The sequence below is a fragment of the Streptomyces sp. 147326 genome (assembly GCF_045000215.1).
Taxonomy (GTDB): domain Bacteria; phylum Actinomycetota; class Actinomycetes; order Streptomycetales; family Streptomycetaceae; genus Streptomyces.
The window spans coordinates 1,291,775-1,310,378 of record NZ_CP134201.1 but is presented as its reverse complement, the minus strand read 5'-3'; the positions used below and the strand labels follow the sequence as shown (position 1 = coordinate 1,310,378).

The following is an 18,604-nucleotide window of genomic DNA, read 5'->3' as shown; positions in this document are numbered from 1 at the left end:
GAATGATGTACGGATTATTCCGCGGATGCGCCGCCGAGGCAGTTCAGCCGAGGGCCTTGACCTGTACCTCCACCGAGTGCCACCCCGTCGCCCCGTCCGGCACGGTCCCGGTGCGGACCCCGGTCTGGACGGCGCCCGCGCCGTCCGTCGCGCGCACCTCCAGCGTGTGCCGCCCGGGGGTCGCCTCCCACGGCCACACCCACTGCCGCCAGGTGTCGACGCCGTCCGCGGCCCCGAGCCGCGCCTGCTGCCAGGGGCCGCCGTCCACCCGTACCTCGACCGCCTCGACGCCGCGGTGCTGCGCCCACGCCACGCCGGCGACCGCCACCCGGCCCGGCGCCAGGCCGGCGTACGGGCGCGGGGTGTCGATCCGCGACTGCGTCTTGACCGGGGCCTGCTGGGCCCAGGACCTGCGCACCCAGTAGGCGTCGTACGCGGCGAAGGTGGTCAGCCGCAGCTCGGTCAGCCATTTGCAGGCGGAGACGTACCCGTACAGGCCCGGTACGACCATCCGGACGGGGAACCCGTGCGCGAAGGGCAGCGGCTCGCCGTTCATGCCGACGGCCAGCAGCGCCGCCCGGCCGTCCATGACGGCCTCGACGGGCGTGCCGAGCGTCATGCCGTCCACCGAACGCGCCACCAGCTGGTCGGCCGGACCTCCCTGGGACGGCGGGCGCACGCCCGCCTCGCGGAGCAGGTCGGCGAGGCGTACGCCGAGCCAGCGGGCGTTGCCCGCGTACGGGCCCCCGACCTCGTTGGACACACAGGTGAGGGTGATGTCGTGCTCGACCAGCGGCCGGTCGAGCAGCTCCCGGAGTCCGAGGGCGAGGGGCCGGGGGACCCCCTCCCCGTGGATGCGCAGCCGCCAGGTGTCCGCGTCCACGCGGGGGACGACCAGGGCGGTGTCCACCCGGTAGAAGTCGCGGGAGGGGGTGAGGAACGGGGAGAGCCCGGGCACCCGCAGGTCGGCTCCGGCCGGCACCGGCGGCGCGGGCACGGTGGGCCGGGGGAGGACGAAGCGGGCCCGGGAGGCGGTGGCCCCGGCCGAACCGTGGGCCCCCAGGCGCCGCCCGGCGAAGCCCGCCGCGGCCGAGCCCACCAGGACGGCGGTGACCAGCCGGCCGAAGCCGCGCCGGTCCATCGCCCAGGTCCCGGCGGGCGGCGCCCCGGCCGGCCGGGGCCGCGTCGCCGCCGTGACCAGCAGGTACAGCATCCCGGCGGCGGTCAGTCCGCCCACCAGCGAGGGCAGTGCGTCCCGCCAGGAGGCCTCCGGACGGCTGAGCGCGGCCGCCGCCCCCAGCAGCCCGAATGCGCCCGCGACCGCGAGCCCGGCGGGCAGGTGGCGTACGGCGAGCAGTCCGGCCAGGGCCGCGACCACGGCCAGGACGGCGATGATGCCGAGCATCAGCACCAGCTTGTCCGCGGTGCCGAACAGCCCGATCGCCCATTCCCTGACGGCCACCGGTGTCAGATCGACCAATGTCCCGCCGACGGCCGTGACCGGCGAGGCCTCGGGCCGCACGGCGGCCGCGGCCAGCTCCGCCACCGCCAGCCCGGCGACGGCCGCGACGAGCCCGCTGACGGCGCCCAGCGTGCGCCGCGGCCGCGCGGAACGGCTCGGGTCTGCCTTCACACGGCCAGTGTGCCGCGCCCGGGCGGTCCCGCGGCGGCGCCGTGCCGCCGTGCGGGGTGGCGCCGGCCTCTTGCGCCCAGGGTGAAAGGACCACGCCCGGAGTGAACGGACCGCGAAGACGGTGGGGTGCGCGGCAACGATGACGGCATGAACCCCCTTCACTCCCCGGGAGCGTGGATACCGTGCCTCTGAAACCCGCCCGGACCATCGGCCCCTCGCCCTACTGGCCCGTGATCACCCACTCGACGCTGCGACGTCTGTTACCGGGGTTCACCGTCTCGTCCCTCGGCGACGGCATGGCCGTGGTCGCCGTGAGCTGGCTGGCGATCGAGATCGCACCGGCGGCGGAACGCGGGATGTGGGTCGCGCTGGCGGCCGCTGCCTACACGCTCTCGGGCGCCGTGGGCGCGGTCCTCCTCGGGCGGCTCCTGCGACACCGCTCCCCGGCCCGGCTGGTCGCCTGTGACGCCCTGCTACGCGCCACGGCCCTCGGCGCGATCCCCGTGTGTCATGCCCTCGGGACGCTGAGCATCGAGCTGTACGTGGTGTTGCTCGCCGCCTCCTCCGTCCTCCATTCGTGGGGCCAGGCCGGCGTCTACACCCTGCTGGCCCGACTGCTGCCAGAGCGCGACCACCTGGCCGGCAACGCCGTCCTGTCCGGCATCGGCTCGCTCTCCACCGTCTTCGGCCCGCCGCTCGCCGGCGCCCTGATCCTGCGGGGCGGCGCCGCGACCGTGATCGCCGTCGACGCGGCGACCTTCCTCGTCCTGGCCGCCACCTTCCTCTTCGGCGTGCCGCACGACGACGCGCCCGCACCCGAGGAGAGCGGTTCCCGCGTCGCGGGCTTCGCCGTCATCCGGCGCACCCCGGCCCTGTCGGGCCTGCTCGCTCTGAGCTTCGCGTTCTTCTGCCTGTTCGGTCCCGTGTACGTGGCGCTGCCGCTGTACGTGTCGGACGGGCTGGGCGCATCCGCCGGTCTGCTGGCCGCCTTCTACACCGCGTTCGGTGTCGGCGCCGTCCTCGGCTCCGTCCTGGCCGGATACCTGGGCCGGCTGCCGATGTGGCCGGCCATGACCGGCATCGTCGTCGCCTTCGGCGTCTTCCTGCTGCCGGCGGGGCTGGGAGCGCCGACGGCCGTCGCCGTCGCCGGGTTCGCCGCCGCCGGGCTGCTCTGGCCTCCGTACGCCTCGCTGTCCACCGCCCTCTTCCAACGTTCGGCCCCGCGGGACCTGCTTCCCCAGACCCTGGCCGCGAGCTCCGCGGTCCGCGTGCTCGCGGTGCCGCTCGGTACCGCGCTGGGCGGCCCGCTGGTGGCCGGACTCGGAGCCCGGGAAACCCTGTTGGTCTCGGCCGCCTCGATCGCCGTCCTCGGTCTGGCCGCGGCCGGGGCCGCACGGGCGGCGCGGCGGCGCAGGTCCTGACCCCTTCCCACGGGCCGGCCCGGACACCGGGGGAACCGGTGTCCGGGCCGGACGGTGGCGCGGGTCAGCCGCCGGCGGCCGCCGGGGGCAGGGCCGCCGCGATCTGCGCGGCCAGCCGGTACGGGTCCCCGCTCGGCCGGTCCGGATGGCGGGTGGTCCGCCCGGCCCACTCCGCCTCGAAGGCGTGCCAGTCGATCTCCCGCGGCGCGGCCTTCCGTACCAGCGCCTCCTCCAGCGAAGCGAAGTAGTGCTCCCACCGGGGGGCGTACAACTCCGAGATCAGGCCGCTCCATTCGCGGTTCGCGTAGTCGTGCAGGAAACCGCCCTCGCTGGTGCCGCGGCGGCCCCACACGCTGAGCAGGGAGCGGGTGTCGTACTCGTACCGGTCCTGCTCGGCCCGGCCGGCGCCCCAGGAGCGGGCCCCGGCGAGCCGGCTGCCGAGGAGGAAGTTCGGGTCGGAGCCGGTCACCGCGTCCAGCCTCGCCCCGCTCTCCCGCCATTCGGCCGTGAGCGTGCGGAAGAGGGTCAGGTCCTTGGCCTCGTACGCCGCCCTGATCTTCGGCAGCAGTACCCGCGAGTGGTTGGCGAGGGCCTGCCGGGCGGTGTCCACCAGGTCGAAGCGGTAGGCACTGGAGCCGCGCAGCTCCGGAGCCACCTTCAGCAGGTGGTCCAGCGCCCTGCGGACCGAACCGGCCGGGTAGCGCATGGACTTGGGGCTCCAGTACGCCGCTCCCGTCGCGGTCAGGCCCGGCCGGGCGGTGAACAGGCTGTCCTGCGACTCCGACCACAGCCCCGAGGACGTGCTGTACGGCCCCTTGCGCAGCTCCTCCCAGGCCGCGGCGGCCGCGGCGTCGGGACGGCCGTAGCGGCGGGCCGCGAAGGCGGCGAACCACTCGCGCTGGTCGATCCCGCCCGGCTCCCAGGCCAGGTCCGTGAAGAGGTCGAAGGCGGCCGGGTTGGTCCCGGTGGCCTCCGGCAGATAGGCGATCCCGGCGAGCGCGCTGTTGCTCTTGGCGCGCCAGGGTCCGAACCGTTCGAGCCACACGGAGGTGTTCGCGCCGATCGTGGTGTGCCCGCCGAAGTTGTAGATGGTGCCCATCGCGTACGGGGCACCACCCCAACGGGCCTCGCGGTCCAGCCGGTTGTACCGGTCGGACAGCCCGTCCAGGATCAGCAGCTTCGAGGTGTCCACCCCGGCCAGCAGCTCCGGGGCCGGGTCGTCCTGCCAGCCCAGCACCGCCCACAGCGCGCCCGGATGGGCGGCGTGCAGCGCGGCCTGGATGGCGCCCGCCGCGGCGCCGACGTCGACCGACCCGGTCTGACCGCCCTCGTGCAGCGGGCTCATCCGGTACATCGTGCTGTCCCCGAACACCGCGTGCTGCTCCGCGTAGTACGCGGCGGCCAGCTGCCGGAACGCGGGCGAGGCGGGGTCCAGCCAGTCGGGGCGGTCGAAGCCGGCCCAGTCGCCCTGGGGCACCGTGGCCGCTCCGGGGTTGCGCGCGGCGAACTCCGGCGGCACGGTGCCGAAGTAGCCGGGCAGCACCGGGGTCATGCCGAGCCCGCGCAGCTGCTCGGCGATCCGTCCGCCCAGTCCGGCGCGCTCCCGCATCAGCCGCTCGGTGACCGGACCGCCGAAACCGCTGAGGTTCTGCAGCAGCCACCAGCTCTGGTGGCCGGGGCCGGGGATCCACTGCCGCAGCTCCTCGGCGGAGTAGCCGAAGCCCTGGAGCGCCCGGTAGTACGGGTACTCCGCCCCCACCTGCACGAACACCTCGTTGATGCCGTGCAGGGCGAGCAGGTCGATCTGCCGCTGGTGCTCCTCGAAGGTGCGGTACGGGCCGGAGTACCCGTCGTCGGTGTCGTTGAGCGCGTACCGGTGGGGGACCTGCGCGCTGCGGGTGACCGGCGCGGGCACGGCCGGCAGGCGGGCGGGCAGCATGCCGATGCTCTCGCCCGGCCAGCCGATGTCGGCCCCGGCGACGTGCTGGAGGTACCAGCCGACCCCGGTGAGCAGGGTGGCTCCGGTGCTGCCGCGCACGGTGATCGCGCCGGCGGTCCCGGACACGGTGAAGGTGTCGGCGTCGCCGGCCGTGTCGGGCACCAGGGTGAACTGCCCGGAGTGGCGCGGAAGCAGCCGCTCCAGGGCGGCCCGGGCGGGCGCGGTGTCGAAGCTCCGGCTCCCGGGCGCGCCCGCCCGCCCGGCACTCCGTAGGCCGGCCGGCGCACCGGCCCGCACGCCGTCCCGCACGTCGGACCGTACGTCGGCACGTGCGGGCGAGCCCGTGCCCGGGGCGGTGGCCCCGGGCGCGGGCCCCGCGCAGATCAGCGCCAGCAGCGCCGCGGGCAGCGCGGCGAGGGCGAGCGTGCGGGGGGCGAGCGGGCGGCACCGGCTTCGCGGCATCGTGTTCCTCATCGGTCGGCTCGGGCCGTCAGACCGGCAGGGCCCAGGCCTGGTCGACCCGGTGGTCGCCGCAGGCGGTCAGCCGCAGCCGGGCGGCCGGGGCGTCCGGGGTCGCGGCGGCGGCCGGCGCCGTGAGGCACATCCCGCTCGACGGCTCCACGAGGGCTCCGTCGCGGCGGTGCGTCCAGCTCTGGCCGGGCTGACGGTCCTGCGGGGGCGCGCAGTCGGCCAGTTCCACGAGCCCGTCCTCGCCCGCGGAGAGGCATTCGCCGGCCAGCCGCAGGCTCGCGTCGTCGCCCAGGGTCCACCGCTGGTCGGGGGCTCCCGTGCAGGCGGCCATCACGACCGCGCCGACGCCCGTGGTGCTGGCCCCGTCGGCGCACCGGGCGCCGTCACCGACGACCTGCCCGGTCGGGACGGCCTCGGCGCAGCCGCGCGGGCTGAGCCGCCAGACCGCGGTGTCGTGCCCGGCCAGCCTTCCGGTGAGCGCCTCGGTGACCTCCCGGCGCGTTCCGCTCCACAGGTCCTGCGCGTCGGCCGTGCAGTTGCCCAGGCCGATCTCGTCGAGCGGCACCCTGATGTCCCGGGTGGTGGCCGAACGGTTGAGCACGGCCACCGCGCGGTCGCCGTTCGCGAGCGGCCGGGCCAGGATCTCGAAGGTGGCGTTGGAGGAGACCACCGCGCCCTGACGGCCCATCGGGTCCTGGTCCAGCTCGATCATCCGGGTGTTGCCGAGGGCGGCGAGCCCCTGGGGGGTCAGTTTGGAGACCTCGGAGGACAGGATGAACGGGGACGCCATCATGGCCCAGAGTGCGACCTGGCTGCGGCTCTCGGCCGCCGTGAGCCCGGGGGCGCCCGCGATCAGGAAGTCGGGGTCGTTCCAGTTGCCGGGGCCCGCGTACCGGCCGAGCCAGCGGTTGTATCCGTAGTTGCCCATGACCGAGCTCCACCGCGAGGTGGCGGGCGTGGCCGGGTTGTAGACCTTGATGTCCTTGCCCTCGCGCCACAGCTGGCCGGTCTCCCCGACCCAGCCGAGGACCTTGTGCCAGTCGGAGCCGCCCCACTCGCCCTGCTGGAAGTAGGCGGGCGCCGACGCCGACAGGACCATGTCCCGGCCGCTGTCCCGCAGCCCCTTCGCGACGGCGTTGTAGGCGTCCCGGTAGGCCTGCTCCTTGGTCTGCCCCGGTGGCACCCACAGGTTGCAGCCGTCCATCTTCACGTAGTCGACGTTCCAGGAGGCGAACTGCCGGGCGTCCTGGGCGTAGTGGTCCGCGCCGCCGCCCTGGGGCGCGCCGCTGCCGGGGTACTTCTCGCAGGTGAGCGAGCCGGCGTCCTGGTAGATGCCGAACTTCAGGCCCTTGGCGTGCAGGTATGCGCCGAGCCAGGCCATGCCGTGCGGGAACTTCGCCGTGTCGACGACCAGAGCGCCCTCCGCGTCGCGGCTCCTGGTCATCCAGCAGTCGTCGACCGTCACGGTGTCGTAGCCCTTGGCGGCGAGCCCGGTCGACACGAGCGCGTCGGCGTTGGCGACGACCTTGGCCTCGTCGATGTCGCACATGTAGTGCGCCCAGTTGTTCCAGCCCATGGGCGGGGTGAGCGCGAGCGGGGTGTCCGAGGTGGCCCGGGGCTCGGCCGCCACCGGGGCGGGGGAGAGCGCGAGGGCGAACAGGGCGGCCGCGGTCAGGCAGGGGAGCGACGCACGCAGGCGAGGCGGCACGGAGTCTCCTTGACGTGGGGGCAGGCGTGCGCCCAGTGCAGCGATGCGATTACCCACTGTCAACAAAAGTCGCTGACTGTCGGCCAATGACCAGCAATATGGCTGCAATAGCTGTCACACGAAAGAGGAGATACATTGTATGTTACAATGTATCTCATGCCTCGCAGATCAGATGCCCTGGACCGTGCGACCCCCGAGGCCATCGCCGTCGCCGCCCTCCGGATCCTCGACGAGGAAGGGCCGGGACGCCTCAGCTTCCGCACCCTCGCCGACCGGCTCGACGTCTCCCACGCCACCGTCCAGCGCCGCTGCACCGACCTCGCCGGGCTGCTCGACCTGTGCACCGAGCACCTGGCCGCGCAGCTCCCCGAGATCCCCGCCGGCACGGACTGGGCGCAGGCCACCGAGCAGCGGTTCCGCGCGCTCTACCTGCTGCTCACCGCCCACCCCGGGCTGCTGGTGCTGCGCGGCGGCCGGCCCTGGCTCGGCCGCCAGCTCCTCGCCCGGCTCGTCGAGCCGGCCCTCGCCGACAGCGTGGCCGCCGGGATGACCGCCGCCGAGGCGATGACCGTCTACCGCCGCATGTACCTGCTCACCCTGGGCAGCGCGGCCTTCGTGGACCACCGGGACCCGGCCGGGGCCACTGCCGCCTCGCGGGCGGCCCTGGCCGCGCTGGATCCGGCGGAGTTCCCCGTGCTCTGCGGCGGACTGGCCGACGTACTGCCGCCCCTGACGGACCACGAGGTGTACTACGGCGCCCTGCGCCAGCTGATCGAGGCCGCCCGGCCCACCACCTGATGGGGGAGACAGCCCATGCAAGCAGCACCCGCACAGCAGCTCGACTACGCCGCCGTCCGCGCCGCCGCCGACCGGATCGCCGGCGGGATACGGCCCGTCGCCCTGGCGCCCGCGACCGAAGCGGGGGTCTGGTACGCGCTGGAGTACCTCCAGCACACCGGGAGCTTCAAGGCGCGCGGCGCCCGCAACTTCCTCGCCGCCCACCACGAGGCCGGCGCCCTCCCGGCCGCGGGCGTCACCATCGCCTCCGGCGGCAACGCCGGGCTCGCCTGCGCCTGGGCGGCCCGCGCGCTGTCCGTGCCCGCGACCGTGTTCCTGCCCGCCAGCGCCCCGCGCGTGAAGGTGGACCGGCTGCGCGGATACGGGGCCGAGGTGCGGCTCGTCGGCGACCGGTACGCCGAAGCACTCGCCGCCTGCGAGGAGTTCGCCGCCGACAGCGGGGCGCTGAGCAGCCACGCCTACGACCACCCGCTCATCGCGGCGGGCGCCGGCACGCTGCTCGACGAGATCCGGGCCGCCCTGCCCGGGCTGGACACCGTGGTCGTCGCGGTCGGCGGCGGCGGGCTGTTCGCCGGGATCGCCACCGCCGCGCGCGAGCACGGCGTACGGGTGATCGCGGCCGAGCCGGAGAACTGCCGGGCCCTGAACGCGGCCCTGGCGGCGGGCCGGGTCGTGGACGTGGCCGTCGACTCGGTCGCCGCCGACTCCCTGGGGGCCACCCGGGTCTCGGCGGACGCGCTGGCCGCCGCGCAGGACGAGCACGTGACCTCCGTGCTCGTGCCCGACGCGGCCATCACGGCCGCCCGGCGCGCCCTCTGGGAGGAACACCGGATCGTGGTGGAGGCGGGCGCGGCCACCGCCCTGGCGGCGCTGCGTGGTGCGCCGGAGCCGCTGGGTGAGCGGGTCGCCGTCATCCTGTGCGGAGCCAACACGGACCCCCGGGACCTGGTGGCCCATACGGCCTGAGCCCGCCGCCGGGTCGGGACGTCGGGGGACAGCCCGACCGCCGACCGCGACCGCCGACCGCCGACGTCCGTCAGTCGTCCTCGTCCTCGACCTCGCGGACGACCACGACGGTGCCGGCGGCGTACTGCACGACCTGCTGGCTCACCGACCCCAGCAGGGCGCCCTTGAACCCGCCGTACCCACGCGTGCCGACCACCGTCAGGTCCGCCTCCTTCGAGGCGTCGACCAGGACCTGAGCCGCGGAGCCCTGCTCGACGCGACGGAACACCGGCACACCGGGTGAGGCGCCGACGGCCGCCTTGACGGTGTCCGCCAGCTTCCGCCGGGCCGCCTCCTCGACCGTCCCCGCCTCGGCGTCGAAGACCTCGGCGGCCACCGGAGCGATGGAGAACGGATTGCGGTTCCACTCCCAGGCCATGACGGCGTGCACCCGGCCGCCCGTCATCCCGGCCTGCGCGACGGCCCAGCGCAGGGCCTCCTTGGAATGGTTCGAACCGTCCACGCCGACGACGATCAGGGGCTCGACGGTGTCCTGCTCACTCACGGGGGGTTCCTCTCGCTTCGCCCGAATAGTCGACCTCCTCCCTGTATACCCGGAACGCGGGTCGGACCTCGAACGACGATCGTTGCGGCGCCCGACGACTTTCGAGGACAGTCCGGGACCCCCGCCCCTTGCGAGGGTGTGATCGTCCAGGCGACCACCGCCGGACACGGAGCGACATGGAGGAACGGGCGTGGCTCAGCGCAAGGGTTGTCTGATCGGGTGCGGCGTGGCGCTGGTGCTGGGCGTGGGCCTTCTCGTGGCCGTGGTCTTCGGCATGGGCAAGGTCCTCGACATGGCCGACAAGACCCTGGTCGACCCGGCGGTCTACGAGTCCGTGAAGACGGGCGACGCGGAGAGCGAGGTCCGCGGCAAGCTCCCGTCGGGCGACAGCTTCGTCAAGGGCGCCCTCAAGGAAGGCGGACCGGCCGAGCCCGAGGGCAGCACCTGCTCCTGGTACATCTCCAGCGGCGACACCAAGAACGGCAAGGAGACCGTGCTCCGCTTCTGCTTCAAGGACGGCAAGCTCGCGGAGAAGGCGGAGTACCCGATGCAGTAGGTGCTGCGCCCCCCCGCACGCGGATGCCCCGGACCGGTCCGGGGCATCCGCGGCGTCCTGTCATGGCGCAGCTCTACGGAAGCTCTTTCCCCGACCTGTTCTTCACGAGTTCGACGTTTTCGAGGAACAGCTGGAAGAGCAGCTGACTCGCGCCGAGCTCCCTGCCGTTCTTGCCGTTCGCCCCCTGGGCGATGCCCAGGCTGTAGGGCTCCTTGTCCTCGGCCTTCACGCCGATGTACCCGCCCAGGGTGCCCTCGTTCGAGCTCGCGTTCTTGTAGACCCCGCCGCTTTCGTTCGCCTTGCGGATCAGGTCGTTCTTGTAGCCCGGTCCGAGAGCCATGTGGTCCTGGTTGAAGAGGAGTTCGTGGGCGCCGGGCTTCAGCGTGAACTTCAGCTGGACCGCGTAGGGATCACCCAGGGTGTCGTAGTACCCGTCGGCCTGGCCCTGGTCGCCGAGATGGGCGCCTATCGTCAAGCCCCCGAACTCCTGCTCCCTGAAGTCCTTTCCTGAGCCCTGACGGGAGGCTATGTACGCCACCAGCGCGTTCCGTGAGGTCTCGTCGCCCCAGTAGGTCAGGGCGCTGTGGGCCTCGTCGAAGCTCATGGACCTGAACAGCTCCATCCTCCCGGCGTCCTCCCCCTTCTGCGCCAGAGCGTCCAGGAGCTGGGGGCCGACGATCTTGACGATCTCATCGATCGTGCGCGGAGGCTTGTGAGCCTTGAACTTCTTCGCGCTCGCCTTGGACGCGTTGATCTGCTTGGCCCGGTCCTTCGCGGCGCTGCTGCTGGCTCCGCCCAGTCCCGCCTTGGCCTCCCAGTACTCGACCGTCATCCGGTCCTGAGGGTTCTCGACGCGCTGCACGGAGGGGCGGGAGCCGGAGGCGGATGGGGGTGCCGCATGGCGCTGCACGTCCGTGGCGGCTCGGGGGCCGGCCGCCATGGCCCGGCGGGCGTTCGCCTCCGCTTCGCGCTCGAACCGGTCCGACGGGTCGGAGACCTTCAGTCCCGATCCGTTGTCGGTGCCCGCCACGGGGCCCTGGCGCTGCTGGATGACGTGGGTGAGTTCGTGGGCGAGGGTGTGCTTGTCGTGGCCGCCGTCACCGATGACGACGTGGCTGCCGGAGGTGTAGGCGCGGGCGCCGACTTCGGCCGCCGAGGCTTTGGCCGCGCTGTCGCTGTGGATGCGGACGTCGGAGAAGTCCGCGCCGAGCCGGGCTTCCATGTCGGTACGGGTGGCGTCGTCCATCGGGCGTCCGGGAGTACGCAGGACGTTGTGGACGGCGGACCGCTGCACCGCGGGCCGTCCGGTCTGCTGGTGTCCGCACCCGTCGGTGTGCTGGTGCTGTTCCTGGTCCAGGGAGTGACCGGCCCGACGGAGCATCTGCACGACCGCGGCGTTGCCCGCACCGGCTTGGAGTGCCATCAGCCCCACCGGCGGCGCCGCCGCCGCCCGCTGCGGATTCGCGGCCGAGCGGGAGGAATGCAGTAATTGTTCGTCGGTCTTCTGCGCCGGGCGGGGGTGCTTGGGGCTCACGCGATCGCCTTTCCCATACATCAGGGCAGCCGCTTCGCGCCGCTGCCGGCCACACCCCCGAGGGGCGGTCACCGGTCGTGACCAGGGGGTCTGAAGTATTATCAGCTAGCGTGCGGGCGCGAAGCCAACGACCGGCCACCGCAGCATGGAGCGAACCCGGCGGCGTACACCGCGCGGTGGCGCAAGCAGTGGCGCCGCCGTCGGTCAGCCGCGCACCCAGTGCAGCTTCACCCTCTCGATGCCGGGCTGTTGGGCGATCTGCCTCCTCAACTCCGCGCGCCGGCCCACCGGCCCGCGCGTCGCTCTTCCGTCCGGCGCTCACGGCCGCCCCCTCGAGTCCGTGAACGCGTTCAACTGAACGCGTTCAAGCTACCGGGTCCGTCCATCGGCGGGGGCGCCCCGCCGCCATAGCGGTTTCGCGGCACGGTGGTAAAGCGCATTAGTGCGCGCCCTCGCGAACCGGCCATAAGTGGTTGTGGGTTGACGGTGGATCGGGCTTCGTTATCGAATCGATATCACGTCCGACGGGCTTTGTACTAAAGCGCATTAGTCCAGGTCGACCTTGGTGCGATGAGGGCATCTGGCCCCCCGTGCAGGCCTGTTGGGGCATTCGGCACCCGGGTGCCACCGGCCAATGGGAGGTCTGCCTCATTGACGGGATCCTGACTTCGGGCGACGGTGGGCACCGCCTCCGGCAAAGAGGCCGGACTTCTGCAAAGGCGGCGACGATGACCCGTTCGAACCCGACCCGTATTGCCGTGGCCACGCTGGTGACCGGCGCGCTCCTCTCCACCGCCGCGTGCGGCCTGAGCGGTGGCGCCGGTGACGCGAAGGAGGCCGAGAGGACGGGCAGGGTGGCCGGTGAGATCACCTTCCGGACCCTCCAGCTGAAGCCGACGTTCACGGCCTACGTACAGGGGGTCATCGACGCCTTCGAGCAGAAGTACCCCGAGGTCAAGGTCAAGTGGGAGGACGTCCCCGGCGACGGCTACAACGAGAAGCTCGTCGCGGACGCCCAGGCCGGGGCCCTCCCCGACGTGGTCAACCTCTCCACCGACTCCTTCCAGCTCCTCGCCGACCGCGGCATGCTCGCCGACGTCGCCAAGCTCGACGGGGCGGCGGCCAAGCAGTACGTGCCCGGTGCCTGGGAGCAGTTCAAACTGCCGGGCAAGGGGGACAGCGTGTACGCGTACCCGTGGTACGTGACCCCCGAGATCCTCACCTACAACAGAGAACTCTTCGAGAAGGCCGGCCTGGACCCGGCGAAGCCGCCGACCGGCGTGGAGCAGTTCTTCGACTACGCCGAGAAGATCGCCGCCACGTCCGGGGGCCAGTACTCCGCCTTCATGGCCGACCCCAAGGGCCGGCTGCCCGGGGACTGGCAGAAGATGGGCATACCGATCCTCAGCCAGAAGCAGGACCGGTTCACCTTCGACACCGACCAGGCCGTCGCCTGGGTGGAGCGGATGAAGGACCTGTACGCCAAGGGCGCCATGCCCAGGGAGTCCCTGCTCAAGTCCGACGACATCAACCAGCTCTACGGCGGCGGCAAGCTCGTCTTCGGCCCCGGGTCCCCGGGCTTCGTCAAGGACGTCAAGCAGAACGCCCCGCAGGTCTACGCGAAGACCCAGGTCGCGGGAGCCGTCACGGGCAAGCTCGGCCACATCGGCATCTACGCCCAGTCGCTCGGCATCAAGAAGGACACCAAGCACCCCGACGCGGCCGTCGAGTTCGCGAAGTGGGTGACCAACGGACCCAACCAGGTGGAGTTCTCCAGGAAGGCCACCATCTACCCGTCCAACGCGCAGGGCCTCGCCGACCCGTTCTTCTCGGACAAGGGCGACGGCAAGGACGCGGAGACCCTGGCCCGCGCGGTCGGCGCCGAGCAGCTGAAGACCGCCGCGCTCGACGCCAACACCCCCGTCCAGTGGACCAATCAGGTGGGCGACGCCGTCGTGCGCGAGGTGCAGAAGGCCATCACGGGTGAGCAGGACCCCCGGACGGCGGTGAAGAAGGCCGAGGAAGCGGCGAACAAGCTCCTCGCCGCCGCGGCCGACAAGTGACGGCCGTGGGCGGGCCCGCCGGCGCCCTCGCGCACAGGCGGCGACGCCGGGCCGCGCAGCGTGCCATGGAGGCCGATACGGGCCTGGTCCACCGCAAGTGGTGGACCCCCTACCTCTTCCTCGCCCCCGGTCTGGCGATGGTGGCGCTCTTCAGCCTCTGGCCGTTCGTCAACACCGTCGTCCTCTCCTTCACCGACGCCCAGATCCTGCGCGGCGGCACCTTCGTCGGCCTCGACAACTACCGCCGCGCCTTCGACGACCCCGACTTCTGGGTCGCCACCGGCAACAGCGTGCTGTACCTCGCGGTCGTCGTACCGTGCCTGGTCCTCCTCCCGCTGGCCCTCGCCGTCCTCGTCCAGGCCAAGGTCCCCGGCATCGGATTCTTCCGCTCCGCCTTCTACACCCCGGTGATCGCCTCGGCGGTGGTCGTCGGGCTGATCTGGCAGTGGGTGCTGCGCAGCGACGGTCTCGTCAACACCGTCTTCCAGCGGCTGAACCTCGTCTCCGAGCCGATCCCGTTCCTGACGGACTCCGCGATGCTGCTGGTCTCCGCGATGCTCGTCACCGTGTGGAAGGGTCTCGGCTACTACATGGTCTTCTACCTTGCGGCCCTCGGGAACGTCCCCGCCTCCCTCTACGAGGCGGCCGCCATCGACGGCGCCGGCCCCGTCCGCCGCTTCTTCAGCATCACCGTCCCCCAGGTGAAACCGATGATGCTGCTGGTCGGCACCCTCTCCGCGATCTCCGCGCTGCGCGTCTTCACCGAGATCTACATCCTCGGCGGTGAGAGCGGCGGCCCCGGCGGCGGCGCCCGCACCCTGCCGTTCCTCATCCGGCAGGTCGGCCTCGGCTTCTCCGGCGAGACCGGCTACGCCTCCGCCATCTCCATCCTGCTGTTCCTCCTGACCCTGGTCTTCAGCCTGCTGGGCCGCCGCCTGTCGAAGGGAGACGAGAGTTGAGCACCCCGCCCTCCCCGGGAAGCGAGCCGCCCCGGCGGCCCGGCGCCGCCGCCCGCAGGCGCCGGTGGCTCGGCCCGGCCGCCCGGTACGCCACGCTCCTGCTGATGCTCGTCGTCATGCTGGGCCCGATCGTCTGGCAGTTCCTCACCTCGATCCGGGGCCGCACCGAGAACGTCTACGACGGCGTGCTGCCCTCGCAGCCCACCCTCGACAACTACGTCCGGGTCGCCGAGTCCTTCCCGCTGCTCCAGTACGTCGGCAACACCCTCACGGTCGCGGTCCTCGCGATCACCTCGAACATGCTCTTCGCGGCGATGGGCGGGTACGCCCTCTCGCGGGCCGCCTGGAAGGGCCGCCGGGTCGTCTTCACCGTGCTGGTGGCGACCCTGATGTTCCCCTTCGAGTCCGTGATGATCTCGATGTTCCTCACGGTCCGCGAGATGGGTCTGGTCGACACCCTCATCGGCGTCTGGCTCCCCGGCGCGGTCTCCGTGCTCAACATCATGATCATGCGGGCGGCCTTCCTCGCCGTGCCCAAGGAGGTCGAGGAGGCCGCTGTCCTGGACGGGGCCGGCGAATGGACCCGCTTCACCCGGGTGTTCCTCCCCGCCGCCAAGGGCGCCCTCGCAGTCGTCTGCATCACCAGCTTCATGGGCGCCTGGGACGACTTCCTCTGGCCCCTGCTGGTCCTCACGAACAGCGACCACTACACCCTGCAGCTCGGCCTGAAGACCCTGGCCGGCGCCACCACCGTCAACGACCAGCGGCTCATCGCCGCCGGCGCGATGGCCGCGCTCCTGCCGATGATGCTGCTCTTCTTCGCCCTCCAGCGTTTCTTCTTCAAGGGCGTGGGCGAGGGAGCAGTCAAGACCTGAGCCCGCCCGCTCCACCATCCGTACCGACCACCCAGTCCCTGGAGCAGCCGTCATGCACGACGACCGCAGCATCACCGAGCACCGTCTCCGCCGGGTCCTGAAGGAGCGGATCAAGCCCGCCGTCCACTCCCGCCCGCTCCCGCTGACCGTCGAGCGCTGGGAGGCCCCGGGGGAGCCCGTCCCCGTCGCCGAGGGCCTGGCGGCCCCGTACGAGCCCTGCGCGATCGGCGACCCGTGGGGCCCGGCCTGGGGCACCACCTGGTTCAAGGTCACCGGCACCGTCCCGGCCGACTGGGCGGGCCGTACCGTCGAGGCCGTCCTCGATCTCGGCTTCGACCGGATGATGCCCGGCTTCCAGTGCGAGGGCCTGGTCCACCGGGCCGACGGCGGTGAGATCAAGGCGCTCAACCCGTACAACGACTGGGTCCGCGTCGCCGACCGCGCCGAGGGCGGCGAGCGCGTCGAGTGGTACGTCGAGGCCGCCTCCAACCCGGTCCTGGTCGACCACGCGGTCACGTACGAGGGCGACCGGATGACCAGCGGCGACCAGCCGCTCTACCGGCTCGCCCGGATGGACCTCACGGTCTTCGAGGCCGAGGTGTGGGAGCTGGTCCAGGACCTCGAGGTCCTCTACGACCTGATGATCCAGCTCGACACACGGGACGCCCGGCGCCACGGGATCCTGCACGCCATCGGCTCCGCCCTGGACGCGGTGGACCTGACGGACGTGCCCGGCTCGGCGGGCGCCGCCCGCGCCGAGCTCGCCGGGGTGCTGGCCGCCCCGGCCGGCGCCTCCGCGCACCGGATCAGCGCCGTCGGTCACGCCCACATCGACTCCGCCTGGCTGTGGCCGCTGCGCGAGACGGTGCGCAAGGTCTCGCGCACCGCGTCCAACATGGTCAACCTGATGGACGAGCACCCCGAGTTCGTCTTCGCGATGTCGCAGGCCCAGCAGCTGGACTGGATCAAGACCTACCGGCCGGAGCTCTTCGAGCGGGTCAAGAAGAAGATCGCGGACGGGCAGTTCGTGCCGGTCGGCGGGATGTGGGTGGAGTCCGACACCAACATGGTCGGCGGCGAGGCCATGGCCCGGCAGTTCCTCTACGGCAAGAAGTTCTTCCTCGACGAGTTCGGCATCGAGACGAACAACGTCTGGCTCCCCGACTCCTTCGGCTACACCGCCGCGATGCCGCAGATCGTCAAGCTCTCCGGCTCCCAGTGGTTCCTGACCCAGAAGATCTCCTGGTCGCAGGTCAACGCCTTCCCCCACCACACCTTCTGGTGGGAGGGCATCGACGGCACCCGCGTCTTCACGCACTTCCCGCCCGTCGACACCTACAACTCCGACCTCGGCGGCGCCCAGCTGGCGCACGCGGCGCGCAACTACCGCGAGAAGGGCCGCGGTTCGCGGTCGCTGGCCCCCTTCGGCTGGGGTGACGGCGGTGGCGGCCCCACCCGCGAACACCTGGCCCGCGCCAAGCGCCAGCGGGACCTCGAAGGATCCCCGAAGGTCCGGATCGAGCGCCCGGACGCCTTCTTCGAGAAGGCCCGCGCCGAGTACGAGGACGCTCCCGTCTGGGCGGGCGAGCTCTACCTGGAGCTGCACCGCGGCACCTACACCTCCCAGGCCAAGACCAAACAGGGCAACCGGCGCAGCGAATCGCTGCTGCGGGAGGCCGAGTTGTGGGCGGCCACCGCCGCGGTGCAGGTGCCGGGGTACGGGTACCCGTACGAGGACCTGGAGCGGATCTGGAAGACGGTGCTGCTGCACCAGTTCCACGACATCCTGCCGGGCTCCTCCATCGCCTGGGTGCACCGCGAGGCGCGCGAGACGTACGCGAAGCTGCGCGAGGTACTCCAGGGGATCACCCTCGCCGCGCAGCACGCCCTCGCAGGGGAGGGCGGCGAGGAGCTGGTCTTCAACTGCGCCCCGCACGCCCGGCGGGGCGTTCCGGCGGGCGGGGCGGGCCGCCCGGCCGAGGCCGGGGAGCCGGTCACCGTGGAGGAGCGGCACGGCGGCGGGCACGTGCTGGCCAACGGCCGGCTGCTGGTGGAGATCGACGGCCGCGGGCTGATCGTCTCCGTCTACGACCTGGAGGCGCGCCGCGAGACGCTCGCCCCGGGGGCCGCGGCGAACCTGCTGCAGATCCACCCGGACTTCCCGAACATGTGGGACGCGTGGGACATCGACGCGTTCTACCGCAACCGGGTGACGGACCTGGTGGGCGTGGACGGCCTGGAGGTCGCCGAGAGCGGGCCGGCGTCCGCCACCGTCCGGGTCACCCGCTCCTTCGGCGCCTCCACCGCCGTCCAGTCGGTCACGCTGCGGGCCGGGGCCAAGACGGTGGACATCGTCACGGACGTGGACTGGCACGAGACGGAGAAGTTCCTCAAGGCCGCCTTCCCGCTGGACGTGAAGGCCGAACGGACCGCCTCCGAGACGCAGTTCGGGCACGTCCACCGGGCCACCCACACCAACACCTCGTGGGAGGCGGCCAAGTTCGAGATCTGCGCCCACCGCTGGATCCACGCCGAGGAGCCCGGCTGGGGGGTCGCGCTGCTCAACGACTCCACGTACGGGCACGACGTCACCCGGGACGTGCGGCCCGACGGCGGCCAGACCACCACCGTCCGGCTCTCCCTGCTGCGGGCCCCCCGCTACCCCGACCCGGAGACCGACCAGGGCGCCCACACCCTGCGGTTCTCCCTCGCGCCCGGCGCGACGATCGGGGACGCGGTCCGCGAGGGGCACGCGCTGAACCTGCCCGAGCGCACCGTGACCGGCGCGGGCCCGGTCGCCCCGCTGCTCGCCGTCGACGAGGACGCGGTGGTCGTGGAGGCGGTGAAACTGGCCGAGGACCGCAGCGGTGACGTGGTCGTCCGCCTCTACGAGTCCCGCGGGGGCCGTGCGACGGCGGTCCTGACGGCGGCCTTCCCCTTCTCGGCGGCGGTCGAGAGCGACCTGCTGGAGCGCCCGCTGGCCGGCTCGGCGGTGGGCGCCCCCACCCCGGCGGGTGCGGTCCCCCTGACCCTGCGCCCGTTCCAGATCGTCACGGTCCGCCTGCACCGCGCCTGACGGCACGCCCGGCCCCGCCCGCTGTCCGAGGGCCGGGCCCCGGCCCTCGGAAGTGGGGCGG

13 protein-coding genes are annotated in these 18,604 nt (G+C 72.6%); 8 read left to right on the top strand and 5 right to left on the bottom strand.

Going from position 1 to position 18,604, the window contains the following annotated elements:
* Positions 1-43 precede the first annotated feature (43 nt).
* Entirely contained in the window at positions 44-1,633 is a 1,590-nt protein-coding gene (locus RIU97_RS06065) for a molybdopterin-dependent oxidoreductase (RefSeq protein WP_404953900.1), read from the bottom strand.
* Between the two features lie 182 nt (positions 1,634-1,815).
* On the opposite strand from RIU97_RS06065, the gene RIU97_RS06060 reads away from it, so the two are divergent.
* Positions 1,816-3,054: an MFS transporter gene (locus RIU97_RS06060; protein ID WP_404953898.1), complete on the top strand. Its 1,239-nt coding sequence runs from the start codon at positions 1,816-1,818 to the stop codon at positions 3,052-3,054.
* A gap of 64 nt (positions 3,055-3,118) precedes the next feature.
* Here RIU97_RS06060 and RIU97_RS06055 read toward each other — a convergent pair whose 3' ends face one another.
* Positions 3,119-5,455: an alpha-N-acetylglucosaminidase gene (locus RIU97_RS06055; RefSeq protein WP_404953896.1), complete on the bottom strand. Its 2,337-nt coding sequence runs from the start codon at positions 5,453-5,455 to the stop codon at positions 3,119-3,121.
* Between the two features lie 28 nt (positions 5,456-5,483).
* Positions 5,484-7,172, bottom strand: a complete 1,689-nt coding sequence (locus tag RIU97_RS06050) for a ricin-type beta-trefoil lectin domain protein (RefSeq protein ID WP_404953894.1) — start codon at positions 7,170-7,172, stop codon at positions 5,484-5,486.
* Between the two features lie 156 nt (positions 7,173-7,328).
* Between RIU97_RS06050 and RIU97_RS06045 the strand changes: the two genes are divergently transcribed.
* Together RIU97_RS06045 and RIU97_RS06040 are read left to right on the top strand one after the other, a co-directional pair.
* Entirely contained in the window at positions 7,329-7,970 is a 642-nt protein-coding gene (locus RIU97_RS06045; protein WP_404953892.1) for a TetR/AcrR family transcriptional regulator, read from the top strand.
* A 15-nt stretch (positions 7,971-7,985) separates the two neighbouring features.
* The gene (locus RIU97_RS06040; protein WP_404953890.1) at positions 7,986-8,936 is read left to right on the top strand and encodes a serine/threonine dehydratase; all 951 of its coding nucleotides are present in this window, start codon (positions 7,986-7,988) and stop codon (positions 8,934-8,936) included.
* Between the two features lie 70 nt (positions 8,937-9,006).
* Here the strand turns inward: RIU97_RS06040 and RIU97_RS06035 are convergent, their stop codons facing one another.
* A complete protein-coding gene (locus RIU97_RS06035) occupies positions 9,007-9,480 on the bottom strand; it encodes a universal stress protein (RefSeq protein ID WP_404953888.1) in 474 nt (157 codons plus the stop codon).
* A gap of 190 nt (positions 9,481-9,670) precedes the next feature.
* On the opposite strand from RIU97_RS06035, the gene RIU97_RS06030 reads away from it, so the two are divergent.
* Entirely contained in the window at positions 9,671-10,036 is a 366-nt protein-coding gene (locus tag RIU97_RS06030; protein WP_404953886.1) for a hypothetical protein, read from the top strand.
* A 73-nt stretch (positions 10,037-10,109) separates the two neighbouring features.
* On the opposite strand, the gene RIU97_RS06025 is transcribed toward RIU97_RS06030, so the two are convergent.
* Positions 10,110-11,570, bottom strand: a complete 1,461-nt coding sequence (locus RIU97_RS06025) for a DUF4157 domain-containing protein (RefSeq protein WP_404953884.1) — start codon at positions 11,568-11,570, stop codon at positions 10,110-10,112.
* A gap of 728 nt (positions 11,571-12,298) precedes the next feature.
* Between RIU97_RS06025 and RIU97_RS06020 the strand changes: the two genes are divergently transcribed.
* The 4 genes from RIU97_RS06020 to RIU97_RS06005 all read left to right on the top strand — a co-directional run bounded on the left by RIU97_RS06020 (position 12,299) and on the right by RIU97_RS06005 (position 18,543).
* Positions 12,299-13,633, top strand: a complete 1,335-nt coding sequence (locus RIU97_RS06020) for an ABC transporter substrate-binding protein (protein WP_404953882.1) — start codon at positions 12,299-12,301, stop codon at positions 13,631-13,633.
* Between the two features lie 65 nt (positions 13,634-13,698).
* Positions 13,699-14,592, top strand: a complete 894-nt coding sequence (locus RIU97_RS06015; RefSeq protein ID WP_404953880.1) for a carbohydrate ABC transporter permease — start codon at positions 13,699-13,701, stop codon at positions 14,590-14,592.
* Positions 14,589-15,467 carry a carbohydrate ABC transporter permease gene (locus RIU97_RS06010; RefSeq protein WP_404953878.1) on the top strand — a complete coding sequence of 293 codons (879 nt, stop codon included), beginning with the start codon at positions 14,589-14,591 and terminating at the stop codon, positions 15,465-15,467. Before RIU97_RS06015 ends, RIU97_RS06010 begins: the two co-directional genes overlap by 4 nt.
* A 52-nt stretch (positions 15,468-15,519) precedes the next feature.
* On the top strand, positions 15,520-18,543 hold the full coding sequence (locus RIU97_RS06005) for an alpha-mannosidase (protein WP_404953876.1): 3,024 nt from the start codon (positions 15,520-15,522) through the stop codon (positions 18,541-18,543).
* Positions 18,544-18,604 lie beyond the last annotated feature (61 nt).